Here is a 25,777-nt window from a genome sequence, read left to right as displayed (position 1 = left end):
GTAGAGAATATTGTGATGCCCCATTGAAGGCAGCCACTTGGAGTTTGTCATGACCTCGATTGATATGACCCTCGGCGACCACCTAACGTTAAAGCAGTTAGCCCATGCCATAAACAATGGCTTTTCACCGATTGTGGAAGTTGAATCAATGGACGGTATCTATAAGGTTCGCTTCCATCACGCTAATGGTGTTTCTGATTTAACCAATGCCCAGGGCCATGTCAGCACGTTTTTGGGCACCGGTGAAATTCGCGACACACTTGGTCAACTTGGCCTCACTCATGGTGTGCTTACGTTTGCCGACCAGTGTGGCGATGAAATGATTGGTGTCGAGGGTAAAGCGATAACGCCTGATGAGATGCTCACCTACGGAACACGCATCTCGTTTCGTTGATATTTGCTCATAGCGTTTCCCAGGCTTTACAGATTGATCTAAGCCAAGGATAGTACCATCACGACAGGGGCGCCCTTGCTTAACGGGCTGAGAAGCACCCTTTGAACCTGAACCGGATAACACCGGCGTAGGGAGTCGTGGTGCAACTGCATCACCTCCCAGCCGGGAGGATATTATGCCTTCACGCCCACTCGGCGATTATCTCCGCGATCTGCGCGCTGCCACACCGCTGGTACATTGCATTACCAACTATGTGGCGATGAATAGCACCGCTAACTTGCTATTGGCGACAGGTGCTTCCCCCGCCATGCTGCATGCTCAAGAAGAAGTGGCTGAGTTCACGGCTATGTCTGGCGCGCTATCCATCAATATTGGCACCCTTTCCTCTCCCTGGGCTGACGCCATGGTAATTGCCGCGCGCATTGCTCATGAAAACGATATTCCGTGGGTGCTTGACCCTGTAGCTGTTGGTGCTACCACATTTCGCCTGCGTGTTTGCGAGACGCTGCTGGCTTATCAGCCTAGCGTTATTCGTGGCAACGCCTCAGAAATTCAATCACTTAACGGACTCGCCAGCCAAGGGCGTGGAGTCGATGCGACTGCTAGCACCCAAGAAGCTACAACCGCAGCCATTGCGTTAGCACAGCGGCATCACTGCGTGGTGGCGGTCACTGGCGAGAGCGATTTCATCACCGATGGCACGGATCATTATCGGCTTAAAGGTGGGCACGCACTCATGCCACGTGTGACTACCTTGGGCTGCGGATTGAGTGCGCTGGTGGCAAGCTTTGTGGCCGCAAACCGCGAGCAGCCGCTGGCGGCCAGCCTGGCCGCTTTGGCGTGTTTCAGCATCGCTGGAAGCCGCGCAGGCGAGCAGGCTCAAGGCCCTGGCAGTTTCCAAGTGGCGCTATTGGACGCGCTGTATCAGTTATCCCCTGACGACCTTTCGACTCTTGCTCAATGGGAGGCGGTGCATGCCGTTTGATCTTTCGCTCTATTTAGTCACCGATACGGGTCTATGCGCTGGCATGGGCCTGGAAAAAACGGTTGAAGCTGCTGTACAGGGTGGCATTACCATGGTGCAACTGCGTGATAAACACGCTAGTGACGAGCACATGATCGCCCAGGCCAAACGTCTCAAAGCGCTGTTAGCAGGTAGCGGCGTTCCACTGATCATTAATGACCGCCTGAGCGTGGCTGTAGCCAGTCAGGCCGATGGCTTACATGTCGGGCAAAGCGACACGGCTGTTCAAGAAGCGCGAACCACACTCGGCCAGCACGCCATTATCGGGCTTTCAATTAACACTCTAGCCCAACTTCAGAAGGCTCCCATCGAGTTGCTCAATTACGTCGGTTTAGGGCCTGTGTTTGCGACGGGCAGTAAACAAGACCACGCCCAGCCAATTGGCTTTGATGGGCTGGCACAGCTTGCCAATGCTTGCCAACTCCCATGTGTCGCGATTGGCGGGTTAAAAGCTGAACACATGGCTCACGTGAAAGCTGCTGGGGCAAACGGTGTTGCGGTTATTTCTGCTATTTGTGGCCAGCCAGACCCCCGCCTGGCTGCACAGGCGTTCCACGCGCAATGAACCAGCTCGACCATATTGCTGCGTTTGTAAAGGTCGCTGAGATGGGTAGCTACACCCGCGCGGCCGAAGCGCTAGATCTTTCCCGCACTCGGATATCTCGCCAAGTAATGGCGCTTGAAGAGGCATTAGGTGCTCGGCTTATTCAGCGTACCACTCGGCGGCTACATCTTACTGAAGCGGGCGAACGCTATCTCGTTCGTGCACAAAGCATTTTGATCGCTTTAGACGAGGCAGCGGCAGAAATCGGCAGTGGCACCAGTACGGTAAGCGGGCAGTTGCGCATCAATGGCCCGATGAGCTTCGGCACACGCTATCTTTCGCCGCTGGTTGCACAGTTTATGCAGACGCACCCAGGGCTTGAGGTGCGTTTGGATCTAAACGACCGCCGCGTTGATTTGCTGGAAGAGGGCTACGATGTCGCCATTCGCATTGGCAACCTACCCGACTCTAGCTTAGTGGCGCGGCGGCTCACCAAGTGCCGGATGCTGTTTTGCGCGTCACCTGATTACCTCGCTCAGCATGGCACGCCGCTGACTAGTAACGACTTGGCATCTCACCGCTGCCTTCGCTACCGAAGCGGCCAAAACAGTGGCGATTGGAGGATTGGTCATCAACTACTTAGTGTTTCTGGCCCCCTAGAGAGTAATAATGGGGATATGCTGACGCATGCTGCTGAAGCAGGCTTAGGGATAGCGCAACAGCCCAGCTTTTTAGTGACTGATAGCATTACGAACGGGCGCCTAGTACCCATCTTGCAGAATTTAACCCCTGCTTTGCTAGATATCCATGCGATTTACCCAGCCCGACGCTATTTACCTGCCAAAGTAGAGCGCTTTATTGAGTTATTAACGGCAGCATGGGGTGACCCACCAGCATGGGAAATCGAGCTCGGATTGTCGCCTTTATCGCAACAGTGAAGTGCAGTAACAGTGGATTATCTCAGTGTCTTTTATCCGTAAAGTAGCGCTATCGCATCCAACGTGATGCTCGCAACTAAGAGAGACGGCAATGACCACTGTTAACACTTCACCCCTTACTCTCCATGCCACCGCCTTGCTGCGCATCAGCTTGGGCGTGATGGCCTTAGCTCACGGCTTGCTTAAGGTATTTGTCTTCACCCTGCCAGGCACCGTCGGCTATTTTGAATCTTTGGGCTTACCGGGTGTTCTTGCGTACTTCACTATTGCTGCCGAAATAGGGGGTGGCCTTGCGCTTTTACTGGGGATCTATACTCGCTGGATAAGCCTTGCTCTAGTGCCCGTGTTGCTAGGTGCAGCCACGGTACACGTGGGCAACGGTTGGCTGTTCTCGAACGCGGGTGGAGGCTGGGAATTCCCAATTTTCTGGACGATTGCTCTCGTGGTACAGGCAGGCTTAGGTGGCGGTAGCGCTGTTGTCAGCCGCAAACTCGCTTAACCGCTCTGCCCGCATTGGCTTCGGCTTGTGCGGGCATCATTAGACCGCTATAGGCTAACGGAGGTACTAAGATGCTACCCAGCCTGTTTATTTCTCATGGCTCACCCATGCTGGCACTGAATAAAACGCCGGCCCACGCTTTCCTACGCGAACTGGGGAAGCGCCTTTCCCCTCGCGCGGTGGTCGTCGTATCAGCCCACTGGGAGAGCCTCACGCTCAAGGTCAGTACTAGCGCACAACCAGAAACGATTCATGATTTTGGCGGGTTTCCACAAGCCCTTTTTGAATGCCAGTATCCAGTCCCTGGCAACCCTGAATTGGCGGAACAAATTGCAGTATTATTGGGTGCTGAGCGCGTTGAGCGCGGCCTTGATCACGGCGCCTGGGTACCACTTTCGCTGATGTTTCCAGAGGCCAATATCCCCGTCGTTTCACTATCGCTACCTGTGCGTTGGGAAAATGATGCGCTAGTCACGCTAGGCGAGCGTCTATCTACCTTACGAAAACAAGGGGTTCTGATTATTGGTTCGGGCAGCCTAACCCATAATTTATATGAAATTCTTCCCCAAGGGAGCCCCGCTCCCGCCTGGGTAAATGAGTTTTCCCAGTGGGTTAGCGAACATATTGAAGCCAATGATCGCCAAGCGTTGCTCCACTGGGAGCGTGCTCCAAAAGCGCAGGAAAACCACCCGACCCCAGAACACTTCCAGCCCTTACTGGTGGCCATGGGGGCAGGCGGAGATGGAACTCAGTTACACCACAGCGTGGAACATGGCGTACTGGCGATGAATGTCTACGCGTTTAGCTAATAGCAGTGCCTAATGATACGGATTGGTTTTTTCGGGGCGACCCCAGATCGCGCATTAAAAGCGCAAATTCACTCTGTTCAGGGCCAATGCTAATACCTGGCACGGGGAGGCGAACTCGGTGCCCTGAGCCAGGTGCAGCACGCTGGGCTTCACCGCGAACGTTCTCCATATGTTCAAGCACGAAGCGGTGATTTCCACCTGGCAGCATGAGCTCCATGCTGTCCCCCACTTCAAAGCGGTTTTTGACCTCGATGTCCAACCAGCCACGAACAGGATCGTAGCCCAGCACTTCACCGACAAACTGTTGGTGCACACCGATGGAGCTACCCTGCTGATAACTTTGAAATTCATCGTGCACATGGCGGCGATAGAAGCCTTCGGTATACCCTCTGTTCGCTAAGTTCTCCAGCTCATCCATTAACCCCATATTAAAGGGGCGGCCAGCAACGGCGTCATCGATGGCGCGGCGGTAAACCTGTGCGGTTCGTGCGACGTAGTAATGAGACTTTGTTCGTCCTTCGATCTTAAGCGATGCTACCCCCATTTTTGTCAGACGCGCTACATGCTGTACTGCACGCAAATCCTTAGAATTCATAATGTAGGTGCCGTGCTCATCTTCATACACAGGCATCAGCTTGCCAGGGCGAGTGACATCTTCAATCAACGCTGAGAGCTCGTCCTGGTCAGCTACCGTCGTTTCACCTCCATGCTGAGCCGGCAACAGGTCACCCGTATCATCTTGGGTGGCTGCTATGGTGTTATATTTCCAACGACATGCATTCGTACAAGTGCCTTGATTGGGGTCGCGGTGATTAAAATAGCCTGACAGCAGGCAGCGCCCTGAGTAGGCAATGCATAGCGCACCATGAACGAAGGTTTCTATTTCTAAGCCAGGGCACTCTGCGCGTATTTCGCCAATTTCTTCAAGGGATAGCTCCCTCGACAAAATAATGCGGCGAATACCTTGGCGCTGCCAGAATTGAGCGGCGGCCCAATTGACGACATTGGACTGCACCGATAGGTGGATTTCTTGATCTGGCCAACGATCGCGAACCATCATAATCAGACCTGGGTCTGACATGATCAACGCATCGGGTTCGGCCTCAATGACAGGCTCCATATCCCGTAGGTACGTTGTCAGTTTGCTATTGTGCGGAGCAATGTTGGAAGCAACATAGAATTTCTTGCCTCGGGCATGTGCATACTCAATGCCACGATGCAGATTATCAATTTTAAAATCGTTGTTACGCACCCGGAGGGAGTAGCGCGGCTGACCTGCATAAACGGCATCTGCCCCATAGGCAAACGCGTAACGCATATTTTTAAAGGTACCGGCAGGCGAAAGTAATTCGGGAGCTTGCATAGACAGTCACCGTTATCAGGACGATGGCGCACGGGCGCAGTGATGAAAGTGCCGGATTATAACCAGCTCAAACAGCCTGTCTTGCTCAGCTATCTACTTTGCTGACCCAGATCAAAAAGTAATGACCACAAGCCTCTTTTGACGCATACGACGATTAGTAACAGCCGCGTTTTAAGCCGTTGGGCGGGGTTTCAGCGTCGTGCGACGGTCATGGTAAGCAATTGCTAATCCGCTACCCATAATCAGCACGCTGCCCACCCATACCCACAAATCGGGCAGCTCTCCCCAGAACCACCAGCCGAGCAGCACCGCCCACAGCATCGCCGTGTAATCAAATGGAGCGGCAATCGCCGCAGGGGCAAAGCGAAATGCCAGCGTAATAAACGCAGTCGCTCCAATACCCAAAACACCGGCAGCCAAAAAACCAAGCCAGTGCCAAGGCTCTGGGGTTTGCCAAACCCAGGGCAAACTCAACGTAGTGACGATAAAGGGCACTAACGTCATATAGAACACCATTGCCCACAGGTGCTCCCGAGCGCCATAGCGCCGCGCAGTAATCATCATTAGCGCATAAAAGAAAGCGGCTCCCAAGAGGGTTAGCGTACCGAGCTGGAAAGCATCACCACCGGGGCGAACCACAATCAGCACGCCTGCAAAGCCAACTAACGACGCTATTAATACGGGTGGATCAATCCGCTCGCCAAGTAACGGCACTGAAAGCAACGTTACAAACAAAGGTGCCACAAAAGCGATTGCCGTAGCCTCTGCGAGTGGCAATAGGGTTAGTCCCCAGACAAAACACACCATTGTAGCGGTATAAATTAATCCTCTTAAAAGGTGTACACGGGGACGTTTGGTATACAACTTGCGCAACCCTCCCGCAAAATGCGCTAACAGGGCAATGAGCGGTAATGACACGAGTGTACGAAAGAAAATAATCTGTAGTGGCGAATGTACTTCGCCTAGCCACTTCGATACAGCGTCACCAAGCGCTAAGAACAGAACCCCTAAACACATGCACAGGATACCTTTTAACGACGTTGTCACGACGCTCTCCTTTACCCTACAGACACTTTATCAGCCGGGATTAAATAACTAATAAAAAACCCCGCCAATGTGTCACTGGCGGGGTTGCGTATCTAACGTGGCTTTACAAGCTTGCGTTGACCACCATGCACTCCATCCCCTGCGCTTGGAGCGTTCTACAGGCGCGTCTGGCGCGCGCTTCATCCAAAGCGACAACACGAGCACGGAATACCGGCGTTTGACCACCTAAGGTATCGATAGCAACCCGTCCACCCACTTCATGAGGGAGGCGTTGGGCAGCCTGCCGTGCCAACTGCTCTGCTCGCGCCGCTTGGCTAAAGGCTCCTACCTGGATACCCCAGCCACCAGCGGTAACAGACCGCTGTGGCGTAGCCGCCAACTCGCGCTCACGTTCAATAAAAGCATTCACCGGATCTGGTGTACGGGTGACAGAAGTTTCTGTCGGTGCCTCCATGGAACGCGCAAGACGATCTTCAATTTCAACAGCTGGGGCAGACGCTGGTGAAGGAGAAAGTGTTGTCGCTGCCAAATGATTGGAAGCCGTTAAATTATTCACAGCCGATTCATTACTCGCCATGACAGGACGATTAGAGGCTGGCGGTGTCGGTACGGGACGTTGGCTAGGCGTGCCAGAAAAAGCCATAAACTCGCTAGAAAAATTAGTATTCGCCAGCCACGTTTGCTGGTCACGCAGCGCTGCACGAGCAAAGCTACGGTCTAACAAATTCGCCATATGAGTGTCACGAGAAGCTCCACTAAAACCACCCATTACGATGCCTACTAAGCGGCGATCCCCGTGAACAGCCGTTGTCGCCACGTTGAAACCTGACGCGCGAATAAAGCCAGTTTTAAGGCCATCTGCACCGGGGTAGTTTTTCACTAAGCGATTATGGCTGGTGTGCCGGGTTCCACGATAGGTGAACTCCTGCAGCCCAAAGTAGTGGTAATACTGTGGAAAATCCTGCATCACGCGTACAGAGAGCGTCACCATATCCCGTGCCGTGGTGACTTGCTGGTCATCAGGTAGACCAGAGGCATTGCGGAATGTAGTGGCATTCATGCCTAGCTCGCGAGCTTTTGCGGTCATCAACTGAGCAAAGCGTTGCTCACTACCACCTAACGCCTCAGCAACCACGACAGCAACATCATTCGCAGAACGCACCGCCAACGCACGAATAGCAGAATCAACAGGAATCGTACTTCCTGCAGAAAGCCACAGTTTTACAGCAGGCATGGCGGCAGCTTGAGCAGACACAGGAAGCGGCTGATTAAGACTAAGCTGACCACTTTCCAATGCTTCAAACATAAGATAAAGCGTCATCATTTTGGTTAACGATGCGGGGTAGCGACGCTCATCGGCATTCTCGGCGTACAAGACCTCTCCGTTTTCCAAATCCACAACCATGCCAGCATAACGCGGATTTGCATGAGCACTCGATATCGCGCCTAGCAGCACTACCATTAAAGACAGCGGAAGCCACCAACGCGTGACTATCGTTGCGCATATTCCCCTTGTTGCCATACATGCCCCTTTCTTGTTTTGCTGTGATGTCACACTACCAACCATCAATCTACTTGCCATACTAAGAAATCTAAGACTAGCACGGTAACTCGGCAAGTGAATTAAGAAAGCAGTATATAAGTTGAAAACGCAATGAATAGACCAAAAAAAACCGACCCTAACGGGTCGGCTTTCATTTTTGTTGAGCAACAACGCAAAGACTTACTCTTCTGCAGCTGCTTCTTCAACAACCGGACGGTCAACTAGCTCAACGAACGCCATAGGCGCGTTGTCGCCTGTGCGGTAACCGCACTTGAGAATACGGATATAACCACCCGGACGCTCGGCATAACGCGGACCTAGCTCGTTAAACAGTTTACCGACGGCTTCTTTGGAGCGCGTACGGGCAAACGCCAAACGACGATTTGCAACGCTATCCTGCTTGGCTAGGGTAATTAGCGGCTCGATAACGCGACGCAATTCCTTGGCCTTAGGCAGGGTTGTCTTAATGACTTCATGTTCGACCAGCGAGACAGACATGTTCTTAAACATGGCCTGACGATGCGAGCTGGTACGATTCAGATGACGACCACTCTTACGATGACGCATGGTTGTAATTCCTTACCAAACTGGGACTCGAGTCGACACTCACGCGGAGGCCTTGTCGTCCTTCAGGCTAGCGGGTGGCCAATTTTCCAACCGCATGCCGAGGGACAAGCCGCGCGCTGCCAATACGTCTTTGATTTCATTCAAAGACTTTTTACCAAGATTAGGCGTCTTCAGCAGCTCAACTTCAGTGCGCTGGATAAGATCACCAATATAGTAAATATTCTCGGCTTTTAGGCAGTTAGCGCTGCGAACTGTCAACTCAAGATCGTCTACGGGGCGCAATAGGATAGGATCAACAAGATCCTCTTCCTCTTCGACTTCCTGCTCTTTATCAGCTTCCAGGTCGACGAAGGCGGCCAGCTGCTCTTGCAGAATGGTCGCACTGCGACGGATAGCCTCTTCCGGATCCAGTGTACCGTCGGTTTCCAGATCGATAATTAGCTTATCGAGGTCGGTGCGCTGCTCAACACGAGCGGCTTCAACCGAATAGGAAACACGGCGAACAGGGCTGAAGGTGGCATCCAGCTGCAGGCGGCCAATTGCACGTGTCTCTTCATCAGAGCCACGAGCGTCAGCCGGTTCGTAACCACGACCCAGCGCTACCTTAAGCTGAATTTTCAGCTCGGCACCTTCATTGACATGAGCAATGACGTGATCCGGGTTGACGATTTCGACGCTATGATCAAGCGCAATGTCGCCAGCGGTGACGACAGCTGGGCCCTGCTTGTTCAGCGAGAGCACCGCCTCATCGCGGCTGTGCATCTTGATCGCAACATCTTTCAAGTTCAGGAGGATTTCGATGACATCTTCCTGCACCCCTTCGAGCGCACTGTATTCGTGCTCTACACCGGCAATTTCAGCCTCTACCACGGCAGCGCCGGGCATGGACGAAAGCAGAATGCGACGAAGTGCATTCCCCAGGGTGTGACCAAAGCCGCGCTCGAACGGTTCGAGAACGATTTTGGCATGATGTGCGCTGATTTCTTCGACCTTGATGTCACGAGGACGAAGAAACTCTGTCACTGAACGCTGCATATGAACACCTTTCAGGCTGCCAAACGGATACTGAGTACTCTAGAGCACACTACTCAAGAGCATCTGGGCGGTTAGCTTTGCTACCCCGCCCAGGTCTCAAGAAGCAGAAATGTAAATCAAACTGCTTACTTGGAGTACAGCTCGACGATCAGGTTTTCGTTGATGTCGGCAGTCAGGTCACCGCGTTCAGGCAGAGCCTTGAAAGTGCCTTCCATCTTCTTGGCGTCGATTTCGATCCAAGCGATATCGCCACGGTTGGCCGCAATGGTCAACGAGTGTTGAATACGTGCTTGGTTCTTCGCCTTTTCGCGAACAGAAACAACGTCACCGGGCTTCACTTGGTAGGAAGCAACGTTAACGGTGCGGCCGTTCACGGAAATCGCCTTGTGGCTGACCAGCTGACGCGCTTCAGAGCGAGTCGAGCCAAAGCCCATGCGGTAGACGACGTTATCCAGTCGGGATTCAAGCAACTGCAACAATACTTCACCAGTCGCACCTTTCAGGCGAGCGGCTTCTTTGTAGTAGTTGCGGAACTGCTTTTCGAGTACGCCATACATACGGCGTACTTTTTGCTTCTCACGAAGCTGCAAGCCGTAGTCGGAAAGACGCTGACGACGCTGGCCGTGTACACCCGGGATTTGCTCGGATTTACACTTTTTCTCGAAGGGAGTAACACCGCTCTTTAAAAAGAGGTCGGTGCCTTCACGACGAGACAGTTTGCACTTCGGTCCAATATAACGAGCCATGAATCTGTCTCCTTAAACGCGGCGTTTCTTAGGCGGACGGCAGCCATTATGGGGAATGGGCGTCGCGTCAGTGATGCTTTGCACGCGGAAGCCGGCGGCATTGAGAGCGCGCACGGCGGATTCACGGCCGGGACCGGGGCCTTTGACCAGCACGTCTACGTTTTTCACACCATACTCGGCTGCAGCAGTTGCTGCACGCTCGCTTGCCACTTGAGCAGCGAACGGGGTGCTCTTGCGAGAACCACGAAAACCCGAACCACCGGCTGTCGCCCAAGAAAGAGCGTTGCCCTGGCGGTCTGTGATCGTCACGATCGTGTTGTTAAAAGAGGCGTGGATATGCGCTACGGCGTCCACTACCTGCTTTTTAACCTTTTTACGGTTACTACGCGGGTTAGCCATGTTGATGTCTATTCCTGTCTTAACGTCAGCTCTCTATTAAAGAGCCTGCGTGTTATTTGCGGATCGGCTTACGCGGGCCCTTACGGGTACGCGCGTTAGTCTTAGTCCGCTGACCACGCAGCGGAAGACTACGACGATGACGCAGACCACGGTAGCAGCCTAAGTCCATGAGACGCTTAATGTTAAGCGTAACATCACGACGAAGGTCGCCTTCTACGGTGTACTTACCAACTTCAGAACGCAGGGTATCCAGCTCATCGCTAGACAGATCCTGGATCTTGGTAGTAGGCGCGATACCGGCAGCAGCACAAACGTGCTGAGCGCGGGTACGGCCAATCCCGAAGATATAGGTCAGCGAGATCGCCGCATGCTTGTTGTCCGGGATATTGACGCCTGCAATACGGGCCATCAGCTTACTCCGAAATTTGAGCGGCTTGCTCGTTTATTCATCTACAAAAGGCGCAACAGCATACCCCTTTATAAGCCTTATGGCAAGGGGTATGCCGGCACCCGCTTAAAAACAACCCAGGTATTAACCCTGGCGCTGCTTGTGCCGCGGTTCGATGCAAATGACGCGGACAGCGCCATTGCGACGAATGATCTTACAATTACGGCACATCTTCTTTACGGAAGCTCGAACTTTCATCGTTCTCTCCAAATCGCAACGGCGCGCCTCAGCGCATAATGCCGCCGCTACCGTAGCCTTTCAGGTTGGACTTCTTCATCACCGAGTCATATTGATGCGACATGAGATGCGACTGCACCTGGGCCATGAAGTCCATGATGACCACAACCACGATCAGAAGCGAAGTTCCACCGAAGAAAAACGGTACGTTCCACGCAACAATCAAGAACTGGGGCATCAAGGAAACCGCAGTGATATACAAGGCACCGAACAAAGTAAGACGAGTCATTACTTTATCGATATAGCGAGCGGTCTGCTCGCCGGGGCGAATGCCCGGCAGGAAGGCGCCTGACTTTTTAAGATTGTCAGCCACATCCTTGGGGTTGAAGACCAGCGCTGTGTAAAAGAAGCAGAAGAATACCACTGCCGCCGCGAAAAGCAAGATGTAAAGCGGTTGGCCGGGACCTAACGCTTGTGATGCACGCTGTAACCACTCCATTCCTTCGCCAGCACCTACCCACTGACCAATAGAGGCCGGGAAGAGCAAAATACTGGAGGCGAAGATTGCTGGAATAACACCAGCCATATTCACTTTCAAAGGCAGGTAGCTGCTTTGGCCTGCATACATCTTATTGCCGACCTGTCGCCTGGGATAGTTCACTTTCAAGCGGCGTTGACCGCGCTCAATGAACACCACAAACGCAACGGTAGCAATACCTAGCACTGACAGCGCTAACAGCGGAAGAACATTCCAGGCACCTTCATTACGAGCAAGCTCGAACGCTTGCCCAACGGCACTGGGCAGCCCAGCGACAATCCCCGCGAAGATCAGCAGCGAAATACCATTGCCGATGCCCTTCTCGGTGATCTGCTCACCTAGCCACATCATAAACACCGCGCCTGATACAAATGTAATCACGGCGGTGAAAAAGAAGCTAAAGTCAGCGCTGTATGCGATGCCTTGGCTAGCCAGACCGACGGACATACCGGTAGCCTGGACGAAAGCCAGTATCACCGTGCCGTAGCGCGTGTACTGGCTAATCTTGCGGCGGCCGGCCTCACCCTCTTTCTTGAGCTGCTCAAGATGAGGGGAGACCGCAGTCATGAGCTGCATGATAATCGACGCCGAAATGTAGGGCATTATACCCAGGGCGAGGACGCTCATGCGCTCCAGGGCGCCACCCGAGAACATGTTGAACATGCCTAGAATGGTGCCCTGTTGCTCCCTAAACAAGGCAGCAAGCTGGTCAGGATTGATACCGGGAACGGGAATGTGGGCACCAATACGGTACACCACGATGGCGAGGAGCACGAAGCGCAAACGCGCCCACAGTTCACTCAGACCGCTGCCCATCGCCGGCATATTTCCTGACTTGGCCATTTAGTCCTCTACCTTGCCGCCGGCGGCTTCGATCGCTTCACGGGCACCTTTGGTGACCTTGATACCACGAACGGTAACCGCCTTGTTCAGTTCGCCAGAAAGGATGATCTTCGCGTGAAGCGTCGCATCCTTTAGCACGTTGGCTTGCTTCAGAGTTTCCATAGTGACTTCGTCACCGGCAACCTTGGCAAGTTCAGCCAGACGTACTTCTTCAGATACCAAAGACTTAGCAGACGTAAAGCCAAACTTCGGCAAACGACGCTGTAATGGCATCTGACCGCCTTCGAAACCAGGCTTGACGCTGCCGCCACTGCGAGATTTCTGACCTTTGTGGCCACGGCCACCGGTCTTACCAAGACCGGAGCCGATACCACGACCAACGCGCTTTTCAGCGTGTTTGGAGCCCGGTGCTGGGCTCAGGGTATTGAGTTTCATGGATTACTCTCCCTCAACGCGCACAAGGTAGTTAACCTTGTGGATCATGCCGCGTACGGCAGGGGTGTCTTCCAGCTCAACCGTATGACCGATGCGACGCAGACCCAGGCCCTTCATAGTAGCCTTGTGCTTGGGCAAAACGCCGATGGTGCTGCGGATCTGGGTAACCTTGATCGTTGCTGCCATGGTGCCTTACCCCGTGATCGCTTCGACAGACAGACCGCGCTTAGCGGCAATGTCTTCCGGTGCTTGCATGGAGGAGAGACCTTTAACAGTCGCTCGTACCACGTTAACCGGGTTGGTGGAACCGTAGCACTTGGCCAGTACATCATGGACACCAGCGAGCTCTAGTACAGAGCGCATGGCACCGCCAGCGATGATACCGGTACCTTCAGAGGCCGGCTGCATGTACACCTTAGAAGCACCGTGACGGGCTTTTATCGGGTACTGAAGCGTATGGCCTGCAAGGTTAACCTTGACCATGTTGCGACGAGCTTGATCCATCGCTTTCTGAATCGCAACAGGCACTTCACGCGCCTTGCCACGACCAAAACCGACACGACCTTTACCATCACCAACGACGGTCAGCGCGGTGAAGCCGAAAATACGACCACCTTTGACCACCTTGGCGACGCGGTTAACCTGCACTAACTTCTCTTGCAGATCACCGCTTTGCTGTTCGTTCTTCGCCATCGTAAAACCCTTTAGAATTCCAGGCCGCCTTCACGAGCGGCGTCGGCCAGAGCCTTAACGCGACCGTGATACTTAAAGCCAGCACGATCGAAGGCCACCTGGGTGATGCCTGCTTCTTTAGCGCGTTCAGCAATCAGAGCGCCAACCTTAGAGGCGGCTTCTGCGTTGCCGGTCGCACCCTCGCGCAGTGCTTTGTCCAGCGTAGAAGCACTGGCTAGCACTTTGCCACCATCCGGCGAGATAATCTGCGCATAGATGTGACGCGGGGTACGGTTGACGCACAGGCGATACACGCCCAGCTCGCGGATCTTTGCGCGAGCGCGGCGGGCACGACGGAGACGAGATTCTTTCTTCGCGTTCATAACCCTGCCTTACTTCTTCTTGGCTTCTTTGCGACGCACCTGCTCGTCGGCGTACCGAACACCCTTGCCTTTATACGGCTCAGGGGGACGGAAGGCGCGGATTTCCGCGGCGCACTGGCCGAGCATCTGCTTGTCCGCGCTTTTCAGCACGATCACGGTGTTCTTCGGCGTTTCCGCTGAGACACCCTTAGGCAGTTCATAGTCGACCGGGTGCGAGAAGCCCAGTGAAAGATTGAGCGTCTGGCCCTTAGCTTGGGCACGATAACCGACGCCTACAATTTCGAGAGTTTTTGTGAAACCCTCTGATACGCCCGTTACCAGGTTCTGAACCAAGGCGCGGGTAGTACCGGCCATTGCCCAGCTCTTGGCAGACTCACTCGGGGCGAAGGTCAGCTGGCCATCTTCTTGACCAATCACCACGTCCTGGTGAATGGGCATAGATAGCGTGCCCTGGCCGCCTTTGGCGGTCAGCTGGCCAGCGTCGATTTTAATCTCGACACCAGCAGGCACTTTAACCGGATATTTCGCTATGCGGGACATTCCAGCCTCCTAGAATACGGTGCAGATGACTTCGCCACCGACGCCTGCTTGGCGCGCGGCACGATCGGTCATGACACCATTAGAGGTGGTGACAATCGCGATACCCAGACCATCGGCGACCTTAGGCAGGTTGTCCTTGCCCTTGTACTGGCGCAGAGACGGCTTGGAAACCCGCTGAATGTGCTCAATAACCGGCTTACCCTCAAAGTACTTGAGAGTAACGGTCAGCTCGGGTTTAACGCCTTCAGCCACCGTAAAGTCGGTAATGTAGCCTTCTTCCTTTAACACGCGGGCCACTTCCACTTTCAGCTTGGAGGACGGCATGGTAGCCGTCTCCTTGGTGGCCATCTGCGCATTGCGGATACGAGTAAACATATCCGCCAGAGTGTCTTGCATGCTCATTTAATGTGCGCTCCTGATGATTCGACGTGACGTTACCAGCTGGACTTTTTCAGGCCAGGGACGTCGCCACGCATGGCGGCTTCACGCAGCTTGTTACGGCCAAGGCCGAACTTGTTGTAAAAACCGTGCGGACGGCCAGTCACGCGGCAGCGGTTACGCTGACGCACCGGGCTTGAGTCGCGCGGCAGTTGCTGCAGCTTCAGCGTCGCCTCGAAACGTTCTTCTTCAGAAGCGTTCACGTCCGAGATGATTTTCTTGAGCTCTGCGCGCTTAGCCGCATACTTCTCGACTAGCTGAGTACGCTTGAGCTCGCGCTCTATCATACTTTTCTTAGCCATGATCCAACCCTTATTTCTTAAACGGGAAGTTCAGTGCCGCTAGTAGCGCACGACCTTCCTCGTCGGTGTTGGCGGTAGTAGTGATAGTGACGTCCAGCCCCCGGATGCGATCGATCTTATCATACTCGATCTCTGGGAAGATGATCTGCTCACGCACACCCATTGAGTAATTGCCGCGACCGTCAAAAGACTTCGGATTGAGACCACGGAAGTCACGCACGCGGGGAATCGCAATGTTCACCAAACGGTCCAGGAAGTCCCACATACGCGCTGAGCGCAGTGTAACTTTGACACCGATCGGCCAACCTTCACGCACCTTGAAGCCCGCGATGGACTTGCGTGCCTTGGTCACCAACGGTTTTTGACCGGAGAGTTTCTCCAGGTCGCCGATGGCATTGTCGATCAACTTTTTATCGCTGACCGCTTCGCCGATACCCATGTTCAGAGTCACTTTCGTGATCCGGGGTACCTGCATTACGTTGGCGTAGCTGAACTGCTCTTTGAGCTGTGCCACGACCTCGTTTTGATAACGTTCTTTCAAGTTCGCCATTTTGCTACCCGACTCGCGTTAGGCGTCGATCTGCGTCTGCGTCGACTTGTAGATACGTACCTTGGTACCGTCTTCCTTAACTTGGAAGCCGACGCGATCCGCCTTACCGGTCTCCGAATTGAAGATGGCTACGTTGGACGCGTGAATCGGAGCCTCACGCTCGACGATACCGCCCTGATTTCCCGCCATGGGATTAGGCTTGGTGTGACGTTTAATCATATTCACACCGGACACCACGAAGCGGTTTTCTAGTACCCGCTTAACAGTGCCACGTTTGCCTTTATCCTTCCCGGCGATGACGATGACTTCATCGTCACGTTTGATCTTTTGCATATCCGCCTCGCTCCTTACAGCACTTCAGGCGCTAGGGAAATGATCTTCATGAACTTCTCATTACGAAGCTCACGAGTTACCGGCCCGAAGATACGCGTGCCGATCGGCTGTTCGTTGGTGTTATTCAACAAAACTGCCGCATTTCCATCGAAACGGATCAGCGAACCGTCACTACGACGGACGCCACTACGGGTGCGAACGACTACCGCTTTCAGCACTTGGCCTTTTTTGACCTTACCGCGCGGAATCGCTTCCTTCACCGTTACCTTAATGACGTCACCAACGCGAGCGTAGCGACGGTGTGAACCGCCTAACACCTTGATGCATTGCACCCGGCGCGCTCCGCTGTTGTCGGCGACATCCAGCATTGTCTGAGTCTGAATCATCGGTTTTCTCCAAACCTAATCTGACTGCACTGGTAGAACAGGCTAGGGGGATTAACCCTTAGCTTGTTCAACCACCTCGACCAGCGTCCAAGCTTTCTTCTTGGAAAGCGGACGGCACTCCTGAATGGAAACCGTATCGCCTGCCTTAGCCTGGTTCGCCTCATCATGGGCGTGCAGCTTGGTGGAGCGCTTGACGTATTTTCCGTAGATCGGGTGACGCTCACGACGCTCGATCATAACGACGATGGATTTATCCATCTTATCGCTCACCACCTTGCCGGTGAGCGTACGTGTTTTTTTCTCTTCGGCCATCTTATTCACCTGCCTTCTCGTTGAGCATAGTCTTCACACGGGCGATATCCCGGCGGACCTGCTTGAGCAGATGAGTCTGGCTCAGTTGGCCAGTGGCCTTCTGCATGCGCAGGTTAAACTGCTCGCGGAGTAGTTCGAGGAGTTGCTCTTGCAGCTCTCCTACGGACTTTTCACGAATTTCCTGGGCTTTCATCACATCACCGTCCGTTTAGCAAAGGTGGTGGACAAGGGCATCTTCTGTGCGGCCAATTCAAATGCTTCACGGGCCAGCTCTTCAGATACACCTTCAATTTCGTACAGGACCCGACCCGGTTGGATCTGGGCTACCCAGTACTCAACGGAACCTTTACCTTTACCCATACGAACTTCGAGCGGCTTCTTAGAGATCGGCTTATCAGGGAAGACGCGGATCCAAATTTTACCGCCACGTTTAACGTGACGTGTGATCGCACGACGGCCTGCTTCGATCTGGCGCGCAGTGATGCGGCCACGACCCGTTGCTTTGAGACCGTACTCCCCGAAGCTGATTTTGCTTCCGCGATGCGCCAGGCCACGGTTGCGGCCTTTCATCATCTTACGGAATTTCATACGCTTGGGCTGTAACATCGACTCGCTCTCCCCTTACCTGGAACCTTTCTTCTTGGGCGCGTTGCCGGCAGGCTGCTGTTGCTTAGCCTTGGCACGTACTTCCTCAATACCACCGAGGATTTCACCCTTGAAGATCCACACTTTGACGCCGATGACGCCGTAGGTGGTGTGAGCTTCGTAAGTGGCGTAGTCGATATCCGCACGCAACGTGTGCAACGGAACGCGACCTTCGCGGTACCATTCGGTACGTGCGATTTCGGCACCACCCAGACGACCTGACAGCTGAATCTTAATGCCGCCAGCGCCAAGACGCATTGCGTTCTGTACCGCGCGCTTCATAGCACGACGGAACATTACGCGACGCTCAAGCTGACCCGCTACGTTAGCAGCGACTAGCTTGGCATCCAGCTCCGGCTTGCGAACTTCTTCGATGTTCACATGGACCGGAACACCCATCATCTCGGTTAGATCGCGACGTAAACGGTCGACATCTTCACCTTTTTTGCCAATCACGATACCCGGACGGGCAGTGTGAATGGTGATGCGGGCATTGTTAGCCGGACGCTCGATGTGAATGCGGCTTACGGAAGCGTTCTTTAAACGCTGATCCAGGAAGCTGCGCACTTCGAGATCATTATTGAGCTTATCGGCATAAGCGCCGCGCTCGGCATACCAGACAGAAGCATGGTCTTTGACGATGCCCAGTCGAATGCCTGTTGGATTGACTTTCTGACCCATCTGGTCGACTCCTACTTCTCGGCTACCTTGACGGTGATGTGGCAGGTGCGCTTCAAGATACGATCCGCACGGCCTTTGGCGCGCGGCTTGATACGCTTGAGCGTCACGCCCTCATCGACACAGATGGTCGAGACACGCAGCTCGTCGATGTCCATGCCGTTATTTTCTTCCGCATTCGCGATGGCGGACTGAAGCACTTTCTTGACCAGTTTGGCAGCCTTCTTCGGTGAGAAGGTCAGCAGGTCAATAGCTTCGGCGACCGGTTTACCGCGCACCTGGTCAGCCACCAAACGGGCCTTCTGTGCGGATAAAGCAGCGCCACTCAGCTTAGCTGTGACTTCCATCTCTTAATCCTCTCTGGCTTACCGTTTGGCTTTCTTATCCGCAGCATGCCCGCGATATGTGCGAGTAGCAGCGAATTCGCCAAGTTTATGACCCACCATTTCCTCGGAGACGTGCACCGGGACATGCTGGCGTCCGTTATGGACCGCAATAGTCAGACCTACCATGTTGGGCAGGATCATCGAACGACGCGACCAAGTCTTGATTGGTTTGCGATCGTTCTTCTCCACTGCAGCCTCTACCTTCTTCAAAAGATGAAGGTCAATGAAGGGACCTTTCTTTAGTGAACGTGGCACAGCCGTTACCTCTTAAGTTCTTGGCAATTTCGATTAACGCGTCTTGTTACGACGACGGATAATCAGCTTGTCGGTGCGCTTGTTCTTACGCGTCTTGTGACCCTTAGTCGGCACACCCCATGGGGATACCGGGTGACGACCACCACTGGTGCGGCCTTCACCACCACCGTGCGGGTGATCCACCGGGTTCATCGCGACACCGCGAACAGTCGGACGCACGCCTCTCCAGCGCTTCGCACCGGCCTTGCCAAGTTGACGCAGGCTGTGCTCGGAGTTGCTCACTTCGCCCAGAGTTGCGCGGCACTCAGCCAACACTTTGCGCATTTCGCCAGAGCGAAGACGTAAGGTGGCGTAGTTACCTTCACGAGCAACCAGCTGAGCGCTAGTACCGGCACTGCGAGCAATCTGCGCGCCTTTACCCGGCTTCAGTTCGATACCGTGAACGGTAGAACCAAGCGGAATATTGCGCAGCGGCAAAGCATTGCCTTTTTTGATGGGCGCGTTTACACCAGATTCCAGCACGTCACCCGCGCTGACACCTTTCGGTGCAATGATGTAACGACGCTCACCATCTGCATATTTCAGTAGTGCAATATGCGCACTACGGTTCGGATCGTGCTCAAGACGCTCAACGGTGGCTGGAATGCCATCTTTGGTGCGTTTGAAGTCGATCAACCGGTAGTGCTGACGGTGACCACCGCCCACGTGGCGGGTGGTGATGCGACCGTAGTTGTTACGGCCACCGGACTTGGACTGTTTCTCCAAAAGCGGTGCATAAGCACGGCCTTTGTACAGTTCCTCACCAACGATCTTAACGACGTGGCGACGACCGGCGGATGTGGGTTTGGTCTTGACGATTGCCATTATCCGTACTCCTGCCCTTATTCGGCGCCAGAGAAGTCTTCGAGCGTTTCACCCGCAGCCAGGGTCACATACGCTTTGCGGTAACCCTTACGCAGGCCAACGCCGTGAGCAGTACGCTTAGTTTTACCCTTCACGTTCAATACTTGAACGCTGCCGACCTTCTTGCCGAATAGTGCTTCAACGGCTTTCTTGATCTCGGGCTTAGTAGCATCAGATGCCACTTTGAAAACGTACTGGTTGCGCTCGGCTGCCATCGCGGCCTTTTCGGTCACGTGCGGTCCAAGCAGAACCTTAAATACGCGCTCCTGGTTCATGCCAGCTTCTCCTCGAATTTACGCAGGGCGGAGACGGTGACCAGAACCTTATCAAAGGCCACTAGGCTCACCGGATCAGCTGCAGCGACATCCACCACGTCAACGTGGGGAAGGTTGCGTGCGGCCAGATAGAGCTTCTCGTCAATTTCTTCAGTGACGATCAACACTTTCTCAAGGTTGAGCTCTTTCAGCTTGGCAGCTACCTGCTTGGTCTTCGGCGCTTCAACGCTGAACTCTTCAACAGCGATAAGACGCTCTTGACGAACGAGTTCAGACAGGATGGAACGCATCGCCGCACGGTACATTTTGCGGTTTACTTTCTGGCTATGGTCCTGAGGACGCGCCGCGAAAGTTACGCCGCCGCTGCGCCATAGCGGAGAGCGGATAGTACCGGCACGTGCACGACCGGTACCCTTCTGACGCCACGGCTTCTTACCACCACCACGTACGTCGGAACGGTTCTTTTGAGCGCGAGTACCTTGACGGCCACCAGCCAAATAGGCGGTTACCACCTGGTGAACCAGCGCTTCGTTGAATTCTTTGCCAAAAGTGGCATCGGCTACTTCAACGGTACCCGTGCCTGCAGCAAGATTCAGATTCATTGGTAATTATCCCCTTCAGCGAGCTTTCACGGCGCTGCGAACGATAACATCGCTACCGGTCGCGCCCGGAACAGCACCTTTGATCAGCAGCAGGTTACGCTCGGCGTCGACACGGACGATTTCAAGGCTCTGTACGGTGCAACGGGCATTACCCATTTGACCGGCCATTTTCTTGCCTTTAAATACGCGACCCGGAGTCTGACACATGCCGATAGAACCCGGCGCGCGGTGCGACAGGGAGTTACCATGCGTGTTGTCTTGGGTACGGAAATTCCAGCGCTTAACAGCACCCTGGAAGCCTTTACCCTTAGAGGTGCCGGTCACATCAATCATTTGACCAGCTTCGAAGAGGGATACGGTGAGTTCGCCACCCACTTCTGGAGATTCTTCGCCTTCTGCAAGACGAAATTCCATTAGTGAACGACCAGCCTCAACACCCGCCTTGGCAAACTGACCAGCTTGCGCCTTGGTTAGGTGCTTGGCTTTACGAGAACCTGTGGTGACCTGAACCGCTGCGTAACCGTCAGACTCGAGAGTCTTAACGCGCGTTACACGGTTAGGATCAACTTCAATAACGGTCACGGGCACGGAAGCGCCATCTTCGGTAAAGACACGGGTCATCCCGGCCTTTTTACCGACTAAACCGATAGTCATACTCAGTCTCCTATAGTGTACGGGGCTATCACCCGCTATGGCTGCCCTTTCCAGAGCATTCCACTAGCACATTGTGTGGCGCCTCACGGCGCGGCGGCTGCTGCTCATTCTAAAAATTAATGAGCGCTGGGCCGCGAGTGTCTAGTGTAATTAGTCGAGCTTGATTTGCACGTCTACGCCAGCGGCGAGATCGAGCTTCATCAATGCATCAACAGTTTTCTCGGTTGGCTCAACAATATCGAGCACACGCTTGTGCGTACGAATCTCATACTGGTCACGCGCATCTTTGTTGACGTGCGGTGAAATCAGAATGGTGTAACGCTCGCGGTTGGTCGGCAGCGGGATCGGACCACGAACCTGAGCACCAGTACGCTTAGCGGTTTCAACGATTTCCGCTGTGGACTGATCAATCAGGCGATGGTCGAACGCTTTCAACCGAATGCGAATCTTTTGGTTCTGCATTTGCCCTAAACTCCAATGGATGTCGACGGCGCGAGCCGTCTACCCACGCATTCAAAGGATGCGCATTATAGGCACGCCAAAAGCCCATGTCAAACATTTGCTATTGGTGCGCAGAAAAGGGGGCTCGCAAGAGCCCCCTTGATCAATCAATCAAGTAAGCTTACTTGATGATTTTTGCAACAACGCCAGCACCAACGGTACGACCACCTTCGCGAATTGCGAAGCGCAGACCGTCGTCCATAGCGATCGGAGCGATCAGGGTAACAACCATCTTAACGTTGTCGCCCGGCATTACCATTTCAACACCTTCCGGCAGTTCACAAGTACCCGTTACATCAGTGGTACGGAAGTAGAACTGGGGACGGTAGCCCTTGAAGAAAGGCGTGTGACGACCACCTTCTTCTTTGGACAGTACGTAAACTTCTGCTTCGAAGGTAGTGTGCGGGTTGATGGTGCCCGGCTTAGCCAGAACCTGGCCACGCTCGACGTCATCACGCTTAGTACCACGCAGCAGGGCGCCAACGTTCTCACCTGCACGACCTTCGTCGAGCAGCTTACGGAACATTTCAACACCGGTAACGATAGTTTTAGTGGTATCGCGGATACCCACGATTTCCACTTCTTCGCCTGCTTTAACGATACCGCGCTCTACACGACCGGTAACAACAGTACCGCGGCCAGAGATAGAGAACACGTCTTCGATCGGCATCAGGAACGGCTGGTCGATAGCACGCTCCGGCTCAGGGATGTACTCATCCAGAGCTTTGATCAGATTCGCAACAGCAGTAGTACCCATGCCGTTCTCATCTTCACCGTTCAGAGCCATCAGCGCAGAACCAGTGATGATCGGCGTGTCGTCACCCGGGAAGTCGTACTCGTCGAGGAGTTCGCGAACTTCCATCTCAACCAGCTCAAGCAGCTCTTCATCATCGACCATGTCCGCTTTGTTCAGGAACACAACGATGTACGGAACGCCAACCTGACGAGACAGCAGGATGTGCTCACGCGTCTGCGGCATCGGGCCGTCAGCAGCAGAACATACCAGGATTGCGCCGTCCATCTGCGCAGCACCGGTGATCATGTTCTTGACGTAGTCAGCGTGTCCTGGGCAGTCAACGTGCGCGTAGTGGCGCTCTTCAGACTGATACTCAACGTGAGACGTCGCGATGGTGATACCGCGCTCGCGCTCTTCAGGAGCGTTATCGATGGTATCAAACTCACGCCAGTCGCCGCCGAAAACCTCAGCAGACACACGGGTCAGGGCCGCTGTCAGGGTCGTTTTACCGTGGTCGACGTGACCGATGGTGCCGACGTTGACGTGCGGTTTGGAACGTTCAAATTTTTCCTTAGCCACTGCTATAACCTCTTTACGTTAGCTAACGGTTAACCGTTTTGATTGATGACGGCTTCAACGACGCTGGAGGGCGCCTCCTCGTACTTCGCGAACTCCATAGAGTAGCTCGCGCGGCCCTGGGTTTGTGAGCGCAGATCGGTTGCATAACCGAACATCTCACCCAGTGGCACCGTTGCACGAATGACTTTACCTGCGGAAGAGTCATCCATACCCTGCACCAGACCGCGACGACGGCTCAGGTCGCCCATGACGTCACCCATAAACTCTTCGGGGGTCACGATTTCGACCTTCATCACCGGCTCCAGCAGCACGGCCTTGGCCTTCCTGGCACCTTCTTTCACTGCCATAGAAGAAGCAATCTTGAACGCAGTCTCGTTAGAGTCCACGTCGTGGAAGGAACCATCAAACAGCGTTACTTTAACGTCGATCATCGGGTAACCCGCGATGACACCGTTTTTGAGCTGTTCGTAGGCACCCTTCTCAACCGCAGGCACGTATTCCTTGGGAACCGCACCACCTACGATTTCAGAGTTGAACTTGAAGAACAGTTCGTCTTCGCCTTCACCCTTTTCTGCACCAGTCAGCGGCTCAATTCGCAGCCAAACGTGACCATACTGACCACGACCACCCGACTGACGTACAAACTTACCTTCCTGCTCAACACTGCCGCGAATAGTTTCACGATAGGCGACCTGAGGCTTACCGATATTGGCTTCAACCTTGAACTCGCGACGCATACGGTCAACGATAATATCGAGGTGCAGCTCACCCATACCAGAAATGATGGTCTGGCCGGTCTCTTCGTCGGTCTTCACCTGGAAGGAAGGATCTTCCTGGGCCAATTTACCCAGTGCGATACCCATCTTTTCCTGATCAGCCTTCGACTTCGGCTCAACAGCCACCGAGATAACCGGGTCAGGGAATTCCATACGCTCGAGAACAATTTTGTTATCGATATCGCACAGAGTGTCGCCCGTGGTCACGTCTTTCAGACCGATACACGCCGCGATATCACCCGCCAGAATCTCTTTAATCTCTTCGCGGGAGTTGGCGTGCATCTGAACGATACGGCCAACACGCTCTTTCTTCTGTTTAACGGAGTTATAAACGCCGTCACCAGATTTAAGAACGCCCGAATAGACGCGAATAAAGGTCAAAGTACCGACGAAGGGGTCGGTAGCAATCTTAAACGCCAACGCCGCAAATGGAGCGCTGTCATCGGCTACACGAGTATCGATGGTACCGTCTTTATCGTCTAGCTCACCTTCGATCGCTTTAACTTCAGTCGGCGAAGGCATGTATTCGATAATGCCGTCGAGCACTGCCTGAACACCCTTGTTCTTAAATGCAGAACCACAGGTAACCAGAACAATGTCGTTCGCTAACGTACGCGCGCGAAGACCAGCCTTGATCTCTTCAACCGTCAGCTCACCGCCTTCCAAGTACTTGTCCATCAGCTCTTCAGAGCCTTCGGCAGCAGCTTCGATCATTTGCTCGCGATATTTCTCAGCAGTTTCTTGCAGCTCTGCCGGAATATCAACAAGATCAAAATTCATACCCAGACTGGCCTCATCCCACAGGATGGCCTTCATCTGAATCAGGTCGATAACGCCTTTGAAGTCTTCCTCTGTGCCCCAGTTAATCTGGATCGGCACAGCGTTAGCGCCAAGGCGCTCCTTCAGCTGGTCAACAACCATGAAGAAATCAGCGCCAGTGCGGTCCATCTTGTTAACGAAGACCATGCGCGGAACTTCATACTTATTGGCCTGACGCCATACAGTTTCAGTCTGCGGCTGAACACCGGAAGAGCCACACAGCACAACGACCGCACCATCAAGAACACGCAGAGAACGCTCAACTTCGATAGTGAAGTCAACGTGCCCTGGCGTATCAATGATATTGATACGATGCTCGTCAAACTGCTTGCTCATACCCTGCCAGAAGGTGGTTACAGCAGCAGAGGTGATAGTAATACCACGCTCCTGCTCCTGCTCCATCCAGTCTGTCGTCGCAGCACCGTCGTGTACTTCACCCACTTTGTGGGAAAGACCGGTATAGAACAGTACGCGCTCAGTTGTCGTGGTTTTACCCGCGTCAACGTGAGCGACGATACCGATATTGCGATAACGATTAAGTGGAGTCTTGCGTGCCACGGTGAAGCTCCCGTTAGTTGGCGATGCTCGTTAATTCAGCAGTGTTTATTTTGCGTATTCCACCGCCGCCATCGACAACGATAGCGGCAGTGTGTTGCAGCATGGCGAAAAAAACTTTTAGCGCAGCACAACCAGCAAAAACAAA

The 25,777-nt window shown here is 53.8% G+C and carries 39 protein-coding genes and 1 riboswitch; of the genes, 6 read left to right on the top strand and 33 right to left on the bottom strand.

Annotation, left to right across the window (positions count from 1 at the left end):
* Positions 1 to 49 precede the first annotated feature (49 nt).
* The 6 genes from B6A39_RS01085 (at position 50) to B6A39_RS01060 (ending at position 4,208) form a co-directional block, all read left to right on the top strand.
* A complete protein-coding gene (locus B6A39_RS01085; protein WP_083000470.1) occupies positions 50 to 394 on the top strand; it encodes a hypothetical protein in 345 nt (114 codons plus the stop codon).
* A gap of 55 nt (positions 395 to 449) precedes the next feature.
* A riboswitch (TPP riboswitch) is annotated at positions 450 to 545 on the top strand.
* Between the two features lie 24 nt (positions 546 to 569).
* A complete protein-coding gene (gene thiM / locus B6A39_RS01080) occupies positions 570 to 1,379 on the top strand; it encodes a hydroxyethylthiazole kinase (protein WP_083000468.1) in 810 nt (269 codons plus the stop codon).
* Entirely contained in the window at positions 1,369 to 1,983 is a 615-nt protein-coding gene (thiE, locus tag B6A39_RS01075) for a thiamine phosphate synthase (RefSeq protein ID WP_083000466.1), read from the top strand. Before thiM ends, thiE begins: the two co-directional genes overlap by 11 nt.
* The gene (locus B6A39_RS01070) at positions 1,980 to 2,900 is read left to right on the top strand and encodes a LysR family transcriptional regulator (protein WP_083000464.1); all 921 of its coding nucleotides are present in this window, start codon (positions 1,980 to 1,982) and stop codon (positions 2,898 to 2,900) included. Before thiE ends, B6A39_RS01070 begins: the two co-directional genes overlap by 4 nt.
* 91 nt (positions 2,901 to 2,991) lie before the next feature.
* Complete coding sequence (locus tag B6A39_RS01065) at positions 2,992 to 3,399, top strand: DoxX family protein (RefSeq protein WP_083000462.1); 408 nt, start codon at positions 2,992 to 2,994, stop codon at positions 3,397 to 3,399.
* 71 nt (positions 3,400 to 3,470) lie between these two features.
* Complete coding sequence (locus tag B6A39_RS01060; RefSeq protein WP_083000460.1) at positions 3,471 to 4,208, top strand: DODA-type extradiol aromatic ring-opening family dioxygenase; 738 nt, start codon at positions 3,471 to 3,473, stop codon at positions 4,206 to 4,208.
* On the opposite strand, the gene trhP is transcribed toward B6A39_RS01060, so the two are convergent.
* From trhP to fusA, 33 genes are all read right to left on the bottom strand, one after another.
* Complete coding sequence (gene trhP / locus B6A39_RS01055; protein WP_083000458.1) at positions 4,201 to 5,571, bottom strand: prephenate-dependent tRNA uridine(34) hydroxylase TrhP; 1,371 nt, start codon at positions 5,569 to 5,571, stop codon at positions 4,201 to 4,203. The two genes, B6A39_RS01060 and trhP, sit on opposite strands and share 8 nt — an antisense overlap.
* Before the next feature lie 171 nt (positions 5,572 to 5,742).
* Positions 5,743 to 6,618 carry a DMT family transporter gene (locus B6A39_RS01050; RefSeq protein ID WP_232318740.1) on the bottom strand — a complete coding sequence of 292 codons (876 nt, stop codon included), beginning with the start codon at positions 6,616 to 6,618 and terminating at the stop codon, positions 5,743 to 5,745.
* A gap of 103 nt (positions 6,619 to 6,721) precedes the next feature.
* Entirely contained in the window at positions 6,722 to 8,140 is a 1,419-nt protein-coding gene (locus B6A39_RS01045; protein ID WP_083000456.1) for a serine hydrolase, read from the bottom strand.
* 201 nt (positions 8,141 to 8,341) lie between these two features.
* Positions 8,342 to 8,728: a 50S ribosomal protein L17 gene (gene rplQ, locus B6A39_RS01040; RefSeq protein ID WP_009723880.1), complete on the bottom strand. Its 387-nt coding sequence runs from the start codon at positions 8,726 to 8,728 to the stop codon at positions 8,342 to 8,344.
* Between the two features lie 39 nt (positions 8,729 to 8,767).
* A complete protein-coding gene (locus tag B6A39_RS01035) occupies positions 8,768 to 9,763 on the bottom strand; it encodes a DNA-directed RNA polymerase subunit alpha (protein ID WP_009723881.1) in 996 nt (331 codons plus the stop codon).
* A gap of 125 nt (positions 9,764 to 9,888) precedes the next feature.
* Positions 9,889 to 10,509, bottom strand: a complete 621-nt coding sequence (gene rpsD, locus B6A39_RS01030; RefSeq protein WP_009723882.1) for a 30S ribosomal protein S4 — start codon at positions 10,507 to 10,509, stop codon at positions 9,889 to 9,891.
* 12 nt (positions 10,510 to 10,521) lie between these two features.
* Positions 10,522 to 10,908 carry a 30S ribosomal protein S11 gene (gene rpsK, locus B6A39_RS01025; protein WP_009723883.1) on the bottom strand — a complete coding sequence of 129 codons (387 nt, stop codon included), beginning with the start codon at positions 10,906 to 10,908 and terminating at the stop codon, positions 10,522 to 10,524.
* Between the two features lie 52 nt (positions 10,909 to 10,960).
* Positions 10,961 to 11,317, bottom strand: coding sequence for a 30S ribosomal protein S13 (gene rpsM / locus B6A39_RS01020; RefSeq protein ID WP_009723884.1), 357 nt, complete (start codon positions 11,315 to 11,317; stop codon positions 10,961 to 10,963).
* 123 nt (positions 11,318 to 11,440) lie between these two features.
* Complete coding sequence (gene rpmJ / locus B6A39_RS01015) at positions 11,441 to 11,554, bottom strand: 50S ribosomal protein L36 (protein ID WP_009099023.1); 114 nt, start codon at positions 11,552 to 11,554, stop codon at positions 11,441 to 11,443.
* Between the two features lie 28 nt (positions 11,555 to 11,582).
* On the bottom strand, positions 11,583 to 12,914 hold the full coding sequence (secY, locus tag B6A39_RS01010; protein WP_038480406.1) for a preprotein translocase subunit SecY: 1,332 nt from the start codon (positions 12,912 to 12,914) through the stop codon (positions 11,583 to 11,585).
* On the bottom strand, positions 12,915 to 13,349 hold the full coding sequence (gene rplO, locus B6A39_RS01005; protein ID WP_030074208.1) for a 50S ribosomal protein L15: 435 nt from the start codon (positions 13,347 to 13,349) through the stop codon (positions 12,915 to 12,917).
* A 3-nt stretch (positions 13,350 to 13,352) separates the two neighbouring features.
* A complete protein-coding gene (rpmD, locus tag B6A39_RS01000; RefSeq protein WP_009723888.1) occupies positions 13,353 to 13,535 on the bottom strand; it encodes a 50S ribosomal protein L30 in 183 nt (60 codons plus the stop codon).
* Between the two features lie 6 nt (positions 13,536 to 13,541).
* Positions 13,542 to 14,042 (bottom strand): 30S ribosomal protein S5, encoded by a 501-nt coding sequence (gene rpsE, locus B6A39_RS00995; RefSeq protein WP_009723889.1) that lies wholly within the window; start codon positions 14,040 to 14,042, stop codon positions 13,542 to 13,544.
* Positions 14,043 to 14,053: 11 nt separating this feature from the next.
* A complete protein-coding gene (rplR, locus tag B6A39_RS00990) occupies positions 14,054 to 14,404 on the bottom strand; it encodes a 50S ribosomal protein L18 (protein WP_009723890.1) in 351 nt (116 codons plus the stop codon).
* 9 nt (positions 14,405 to 14,413) lie between these two features.
* Positions 14,414 to 14,944, bottom strand: a complete 531-nt coding sequence (gene rplF, locus B6A39_RS00985) for a 50S ribosomal protein L6 (protein WP_038480399.1) — start codon at positions 14,942 to 14,944, stop codon at positions 14,414 to 14,416.
* A gap of 9 nt (positions 14,945 to 14,953) precedes the next feature.
* Entirely contained in the window at positions 14,954 to 15,346 is a 393-nt protein-coding gene (gene rpsH, locus B6A39_RS00980) for a 30S ribosomal protein S8 (RefSeq protein WP_009723892.1), read from the bottom strand.
* Between the two features lie 32 nt (positions 15,347 to 15,378).
* On the bottom strand, positions 15,379 to 15,684 hold the full coding sequence (gene rpsN, locus B6A39_RS00975) for a 30S ribosomal protein S14 (RefSeq protein WP_009723893.1): 306 nt from the start codon (positions 15,682 to 15,684) through the stop codon (positions 15,379 to 15,381).
* Positions 15,685 to 15,694: 10 nt separating this feature from the next.
* Complete coding sequence (gene rplE, locus B6A39_RS00970) at positions 15,695 to 16,234, bottom strand: 50S ribosomal protein L5 (RefSeq protein WP_009723894.1); 540 nt, start codon at positions 16,232 to 16,234, stop codon at positions 15,695 to 15,697.
* An 18-nt stretch (positions 16,235 to 16,252) separates the two neighbouring features.
* Positions 16,253 to 16,567: a 50S ribosomal protein L24 gene (gene rplX / locus B6A39_RS00965; protein WP_009723895.1), complete on the bottom strand. Its 315-nt coding sequence runs from the start codon at positions 16,565 to 16,567 to the stop codon at positions 16,253 to 16,255.
* Between the two features lie 14 nt (positions 16,568 to 16,581).
* Complete coding sequence (rplN, locus tag B6A39_RS00960) at positions 16,582 to 16,953, bottom strand: 50S ribosomal protein L14 (RefSeq protein WP_009723896.1); 372 nt, start codon at positions 16,951 to 16,953, stop codon at positions 16,582 to 16,584.
* Positions 16,954 to 17,004: 51 nt separating this feature from the next.
* Entirely contained in the window at positions 17,005 to 17,265 is a 261-nt protein-coding gene (gene rpsQ, locus B6A39_RS00955) for a 30S ribosomal protein S17 (protein WP_009723897.1), read from the bottom strand.
* Position 17,266: 1 nt separating this feature from the next.
* Positions 17,267 to 17,458 carry a 50S ribosomal protein L29 gene (gene rpmC, locus B6A39_RS00950; protein WP_009723898.1) on the bottom strand — a complete coding sequence of 64 codons (192 nt, stop codon included), beginning with the start codon at positions 17,456 to 17,458 and terminating at the stop codon, positions 17,267 to 17,269.
* Positions 17,458 to 17,871 carry a 50S ribosomal protein L16 gene (rplP, locus tag B6A39_RS00945; protein WP_007112000.1) on the bottom strand — a complete coding sequence of 138 codons (414 nt, stop codon included), beginning with the start codon at positions 17,869 to 17,871 and terminating at the stop codon, positions 17,458 to 17,460. The genes rpmC and rplP overlap by 1 nt, the downstream gene beginning before the upstream one ends.
* A 15-nt stretch (positions 17,872 to 17,886) precedes the next feature.
* Positions 17,887 to 18,591, bottom strand: a complete 705-nt coding sequence (gene rpsC / locus B6A39_RS00940; RefSeq protein ID WP_038480389.1) for a 30S ribosomal protein S3 — start codon at positions 18,589 to 18,591, stop codon at positions 17,887 to 17,889.
* An 11-nt stretch (positions 18,592 to 18,602) separates the two neighbouring features.
* Positions 18,603 to 18,935 carry a 50S ribosomal protein L22 gene (gene rplV / locus B6A39_RS00935; protein WP_038480386.1) on the bottom strand — a complete coding sequence of 111 codons (333 nt, stop codon included), beginning with the start codon at positions 18,933 to 18,935 and terminating at the stop codon, positions 18,603 to 18,605.
* 18 nt (positions 18,936 to 18,953) lie between these two features.
* Positions 18,954 to 19,229 carry a 30S ribosomal protein S19 gene (gene rpsS, locus B6A39_RS00930; RefSeq protein ID WP_009098993.1) on the bottom strand — a complete coding sequence of 92 codons (276 nt, stop codon included), beginning with the start codon at positions 19,227 to 19,229 and terminating at the stop codon, positions 18,954 to 18,956.
* A 33-nt stretch (positions 19,230 to 19,262) separates the two neighbouring features.
* Entirely contained in the window at positions 19,263 to 20,093 is an 831-nt protein-coding gene (gene rplB / locus B6A39_RS00925; RefSeq protein WP_009723901.1) for a 50S ribosomal protein L2, read from the bottom strand.
* Positions 20,094 to 20,110: 17 nt separating this feature from the next.
* Entirely contained in the window at positions 20,111 to 20,407 is a 297-nt protein-coding gene (rplW, locus tag B6A39_RS00920; RefSeq protein WP_009723902.1) for a 50S ribosomal protein L23, read from the bottom strand.
* On the bottom strand, positions 20,404 to 21,009 hold the full coding sequence (gene rplD, locus B6A39_RS00915; protein ID WP_009723903.1) for a 50S ribosomal protein L4: 606 nt from the start codon (positions 21,007 to 21,009) through the stop codon (positions 20,404 to 20,406). The genes rplW and rplD overlap by 4 nt, the downstream gene beginning before the upstream one ends.
* 15 nt (positions 21,010 to 21,024) lie before the next feature.
* Complete coding sequence (gene rplC / locus B6A39_RS00910) at positions 21,025 to 21,663, bottom strand: 50S ribosomal protein L3 (protein WP_009723904.1); 639 nt, start codon at positions 21,661 to 21,663, stop codon at positions 21,025 to 21,027.
* Between the two features lie 150 nt (positions 21,664 to 21,813).
* On the bottom strand, positions 21,814 to 22,125 hold the full coding sequence (gene rpsJ, locus B6A39_RS00905) for a 30S ribosomal protein S10 (protein ID WP_009098983.1): 312 nt from the start codon (positions 22,123 to 22,125) through the stop codon (positions 21,814 to 21,816).
* A 160-nt stretch (positions 22,126 to 22,285) separates the two neighbouring features.
* A complete protein-coding gene (gene tuf / locus B6A39_RS00900) occupies positions 22,286 to 23,479 on the bottom strand; it encodes an elongation factor Tu (protein WP_009723905.1) in 1,194 nt (397 codons plus the stop codon).
* Between the two features lie 29 nt (positions 23,480 to 23,508).
* Positions 23,509 to 25,632, bottom strand: a complete 2,124-nt coding sequence (gene fusA / locus B6A39_RS00895; RefSeq protein ID WP_083000454.1) for an elongation factor G — start codon at positions 25,630 to 25,632, stop codon at positions 23,509 to 23,511.
* Positions 25,633 to 25,777: the final 145 nt, after the last annotated feature.

It is taken from the genome of Halomonas sp. GT, assembly GCF_002082565.1.
Taxonomy (GTDB): domain Bacteria; phylum Pseudomonadota; class Gammaproteobacteria; order Pseudomonadales; family Halomonadaceae; genus Vreelandella.
The sequence above is the reverse complement of the archived record's forward strand: the minus strand, read 5'-3'. Positions and strand labels throughout refer to the sequence as shown.

Bases quoted from the DNA above. Each gene is read 5' to 3' on its own strand.
- B6A39_RS01085 (WP_083000470.1), top strand. From the start codon at position 50: ATGACCTCGATTGATATGACCCTCGGCGACCACCTAACGTTAAAGCAG.
- thiM (WP_083000468.1), top strand. From the start codon at position 570: ATGCCTTCACGCCCACTCGGCGATTATCTCCGCGATCTGCGCGCTGCC.
- thiE (WP_083000466.1), top strand. From the start codon at position 1,369: ATGCCGTTTGATCTTTCGCTCTATTTAGTCACCGATACGGGTCTATGC.
- B6A39_RS01070 (WP_083000464.1), top strand. From the start codon at position 1,980: ATGAACCAGCTCGACCATATTGCTGCGTTTGTAAAGGTCGCTGAGATG.
- B6A39_RS01065 (WP_083000462.1), top strand. From the start codon at position 2,992: ATGACCACTGTTAACACTTCACCCCTTACTCTCCATGCCACCGCCTTG.
- B6A39_RS01060 (WP_083000460.1), top strand. From the start codon at position 3,471: ATGCTACCCAGCCTGTTTATTTCTCATGGCTCACCCATGCTGGCACTG.
- trhP (WP_083000458.1), bottom strand. From the start codon at position 5,571: ATGCAAGCTCCCGAATTACTTTCGCCTGCCGGTACCTTTAAAAATATG.
- B6A39_RS01045 (WP_083000456.1), bottom strand. From the start codon at position 8,140: ATGGCAACAAGGGGAATATGCGCAACGATAGTCACGCGTTGGTGGCTT.
- rplQ (WP_009723880.1), bottom strand. From the start codon at position 8,728: ATGCGTCATCGTAAGAGTGGTCGTCATCTGAATCGTACCAGCTCGCAT.
- B6A39_RS01035 (WP_009723881.1), bottom strand. From the start codon at position 9,763: ATGCAGCGTTCAGTGACAGAGTTTCTTCGTCCTCGTGACATCAAGGTC.
- rpsD (WP_009723882.1), bottom strand. From the start codon at position 10,509: ATGGCTCGTTATATTGGACCGAAGTGCAAACTGTCTCGTCGTGAAGGC.
- rpsK (WP_009723883.1), bottom strand. From the start codon at position 10,908: ATGGCTAACCCGCGTAGTAACCGTAAAAAGGTTAAAAAGCAGGTAGTG.
- rpsM (WP_009723884.1), bottom strand. From the start codon at position 11,317: ATGGCCCGTATTGCAGGCGTCAATATCCCGGACAACAAGCATGCGGCG.
- rpmJ (WP_009099023.1), bottom strand. From the start codon at position 11,554: ATGAAAGTTCGAGCTTCCGTAAAGAAGATGTGCCGTAATTGTAAGATC.
- secY (WP_038480406.1), bottom strand. From the start codon at position 12,914: ATGGCCAAGTCAGGAAATATGCCGGCGATGGGCAGCGGTCTGAGTGAA.
- rplO (WP_030074208.1), bottom strand. From the start codon at position 13,349: ATGAAACTCAATACCCTGAGCCCAGCACCGGGCTCCAAACACGCTGAA.
- rpmD (WP_009723888.1), bottom strand. From the start codon at position 13,535: ATGGCAGCAACGATCAAGGTTACCCAGATCCGCAGCACCATCGGCGTT.
- rpsE (WP_009723889.1), bottom strand. From the start codon at position 14,042: ATGGCGAAGAACGAACAGCAAAGCGGTGATCTGCAAGAGAAGTTAGTG.
- rplR (WP_009723890.1), bottom strand. From the start codon at position 14,404: ATGAACGCGAAGAAAGAATCTCGTCTCCGTCGTGCCCGCCGCGCTCGC.
- rplF (WP_038480399.1), bottom strand. From the start codon at position 14,944: ATGTCCCGCATAGCGAAATATCCGGTTAAAGTGCCTGCTGGTGTCGAG.
- rpsH (WP_009723892.1), bottom strand. From the start codon at position 15,346: ATGAGCATGCAAGACACTCTGGCGGATATGTTTACTCGTATCCGCAAT.
- rpsN (WP_009723893.1), bottom strand. From the start codon at position 15,684: ATGGCTAAGAAAAGTATGATAGAGCGCGAGCTCAAGCGTACTCAGCTA.
- rplE (WP_009723894.1), bottom strand. From the start codon at position 16,234: ATGGCGAACTTGAAAGAACGTTATCAAAACGAGGTCGTGGCACAGCTC.
- rplX (WP_009723895.1), bottom strand. From the start codon at position 16,567: ATGCAAAAGATCAAACGTGACGATGAAGTCATCGTCATCGCCGGGAAG.
- rplN (WP_009723896.1), bottom strand. From the start codon at position 16,953: ATGATTCAGACTCAGACAATGCTGGATGTCGCCGACAACAGCGGAGCG.
- rpsQ (WP_009723897.1), bottom strand. From the start codon at position 17,265: ATGGCCGAAGAGAAAAAAACACGTACGCTCACCGGCAAGGTGGTGAGC.
- rpmC (WP_009723898.1), bottom strand. From the start codon at position 17,458: ATGAAAGCCCAGGAAATTCGTGAAAAGTCCGTAGGAGAGCTGCAAGAG.
- rplP (WP_007112000.1), bottom strand. From the start codon at position 17,871: ATGTTACAGCCCAAGCGTATGAAATTCCGTAAGATGATGAAAGGCCGC.
- rpsC (WP_038480389.1), bottom strand. From the start codon at position 18,591: ATGGGTCAGAAAGTCAATCCAACAGGCATTCGACTGGGCATCGTCAAA.
- rplV (WP_038480386.1), bottom strand. From the start codon at position 18,935: ATGGAAGTCACAGCTAAGCTGAGTGGCGCTGCTTTATCCGCACAGAAG.
- rplB (WP_009723901.1), bottom strand. From the start codon at position 20,093: ATGGCAATCGTCAAGACCAAACCCACATCCGCCGGTCGTCGCCACGTC.
- rplW (WP_009723902.1), bottom strand. From the start codon at position 20,407: ATGAACCAGGAGCGCGTATTTAAGGTTCTGCTTGGACCGCACGTGACC.
- rplD (WP_009723903.1), bottom strand. From the start codon at position 21,009: ATGAATCTGAATCTTGCTGCAGGCACGGGTACCGTTGAAGTAGCCGAT.
- rplC (WP_009723904.1), bottom strand. From the start codon at position 21,663: ATGACTATCGGTTTAGTCGGTAAAAAGGCCGGGATGACCCGTGTCTTT.
- rpsJ (WP_009098983.1), bottom strand. From the start codon at position 22,125: ATGCAGAACCAAAAGATTCGCATTCGGTTGAAAGCGTTCGACCATCGC.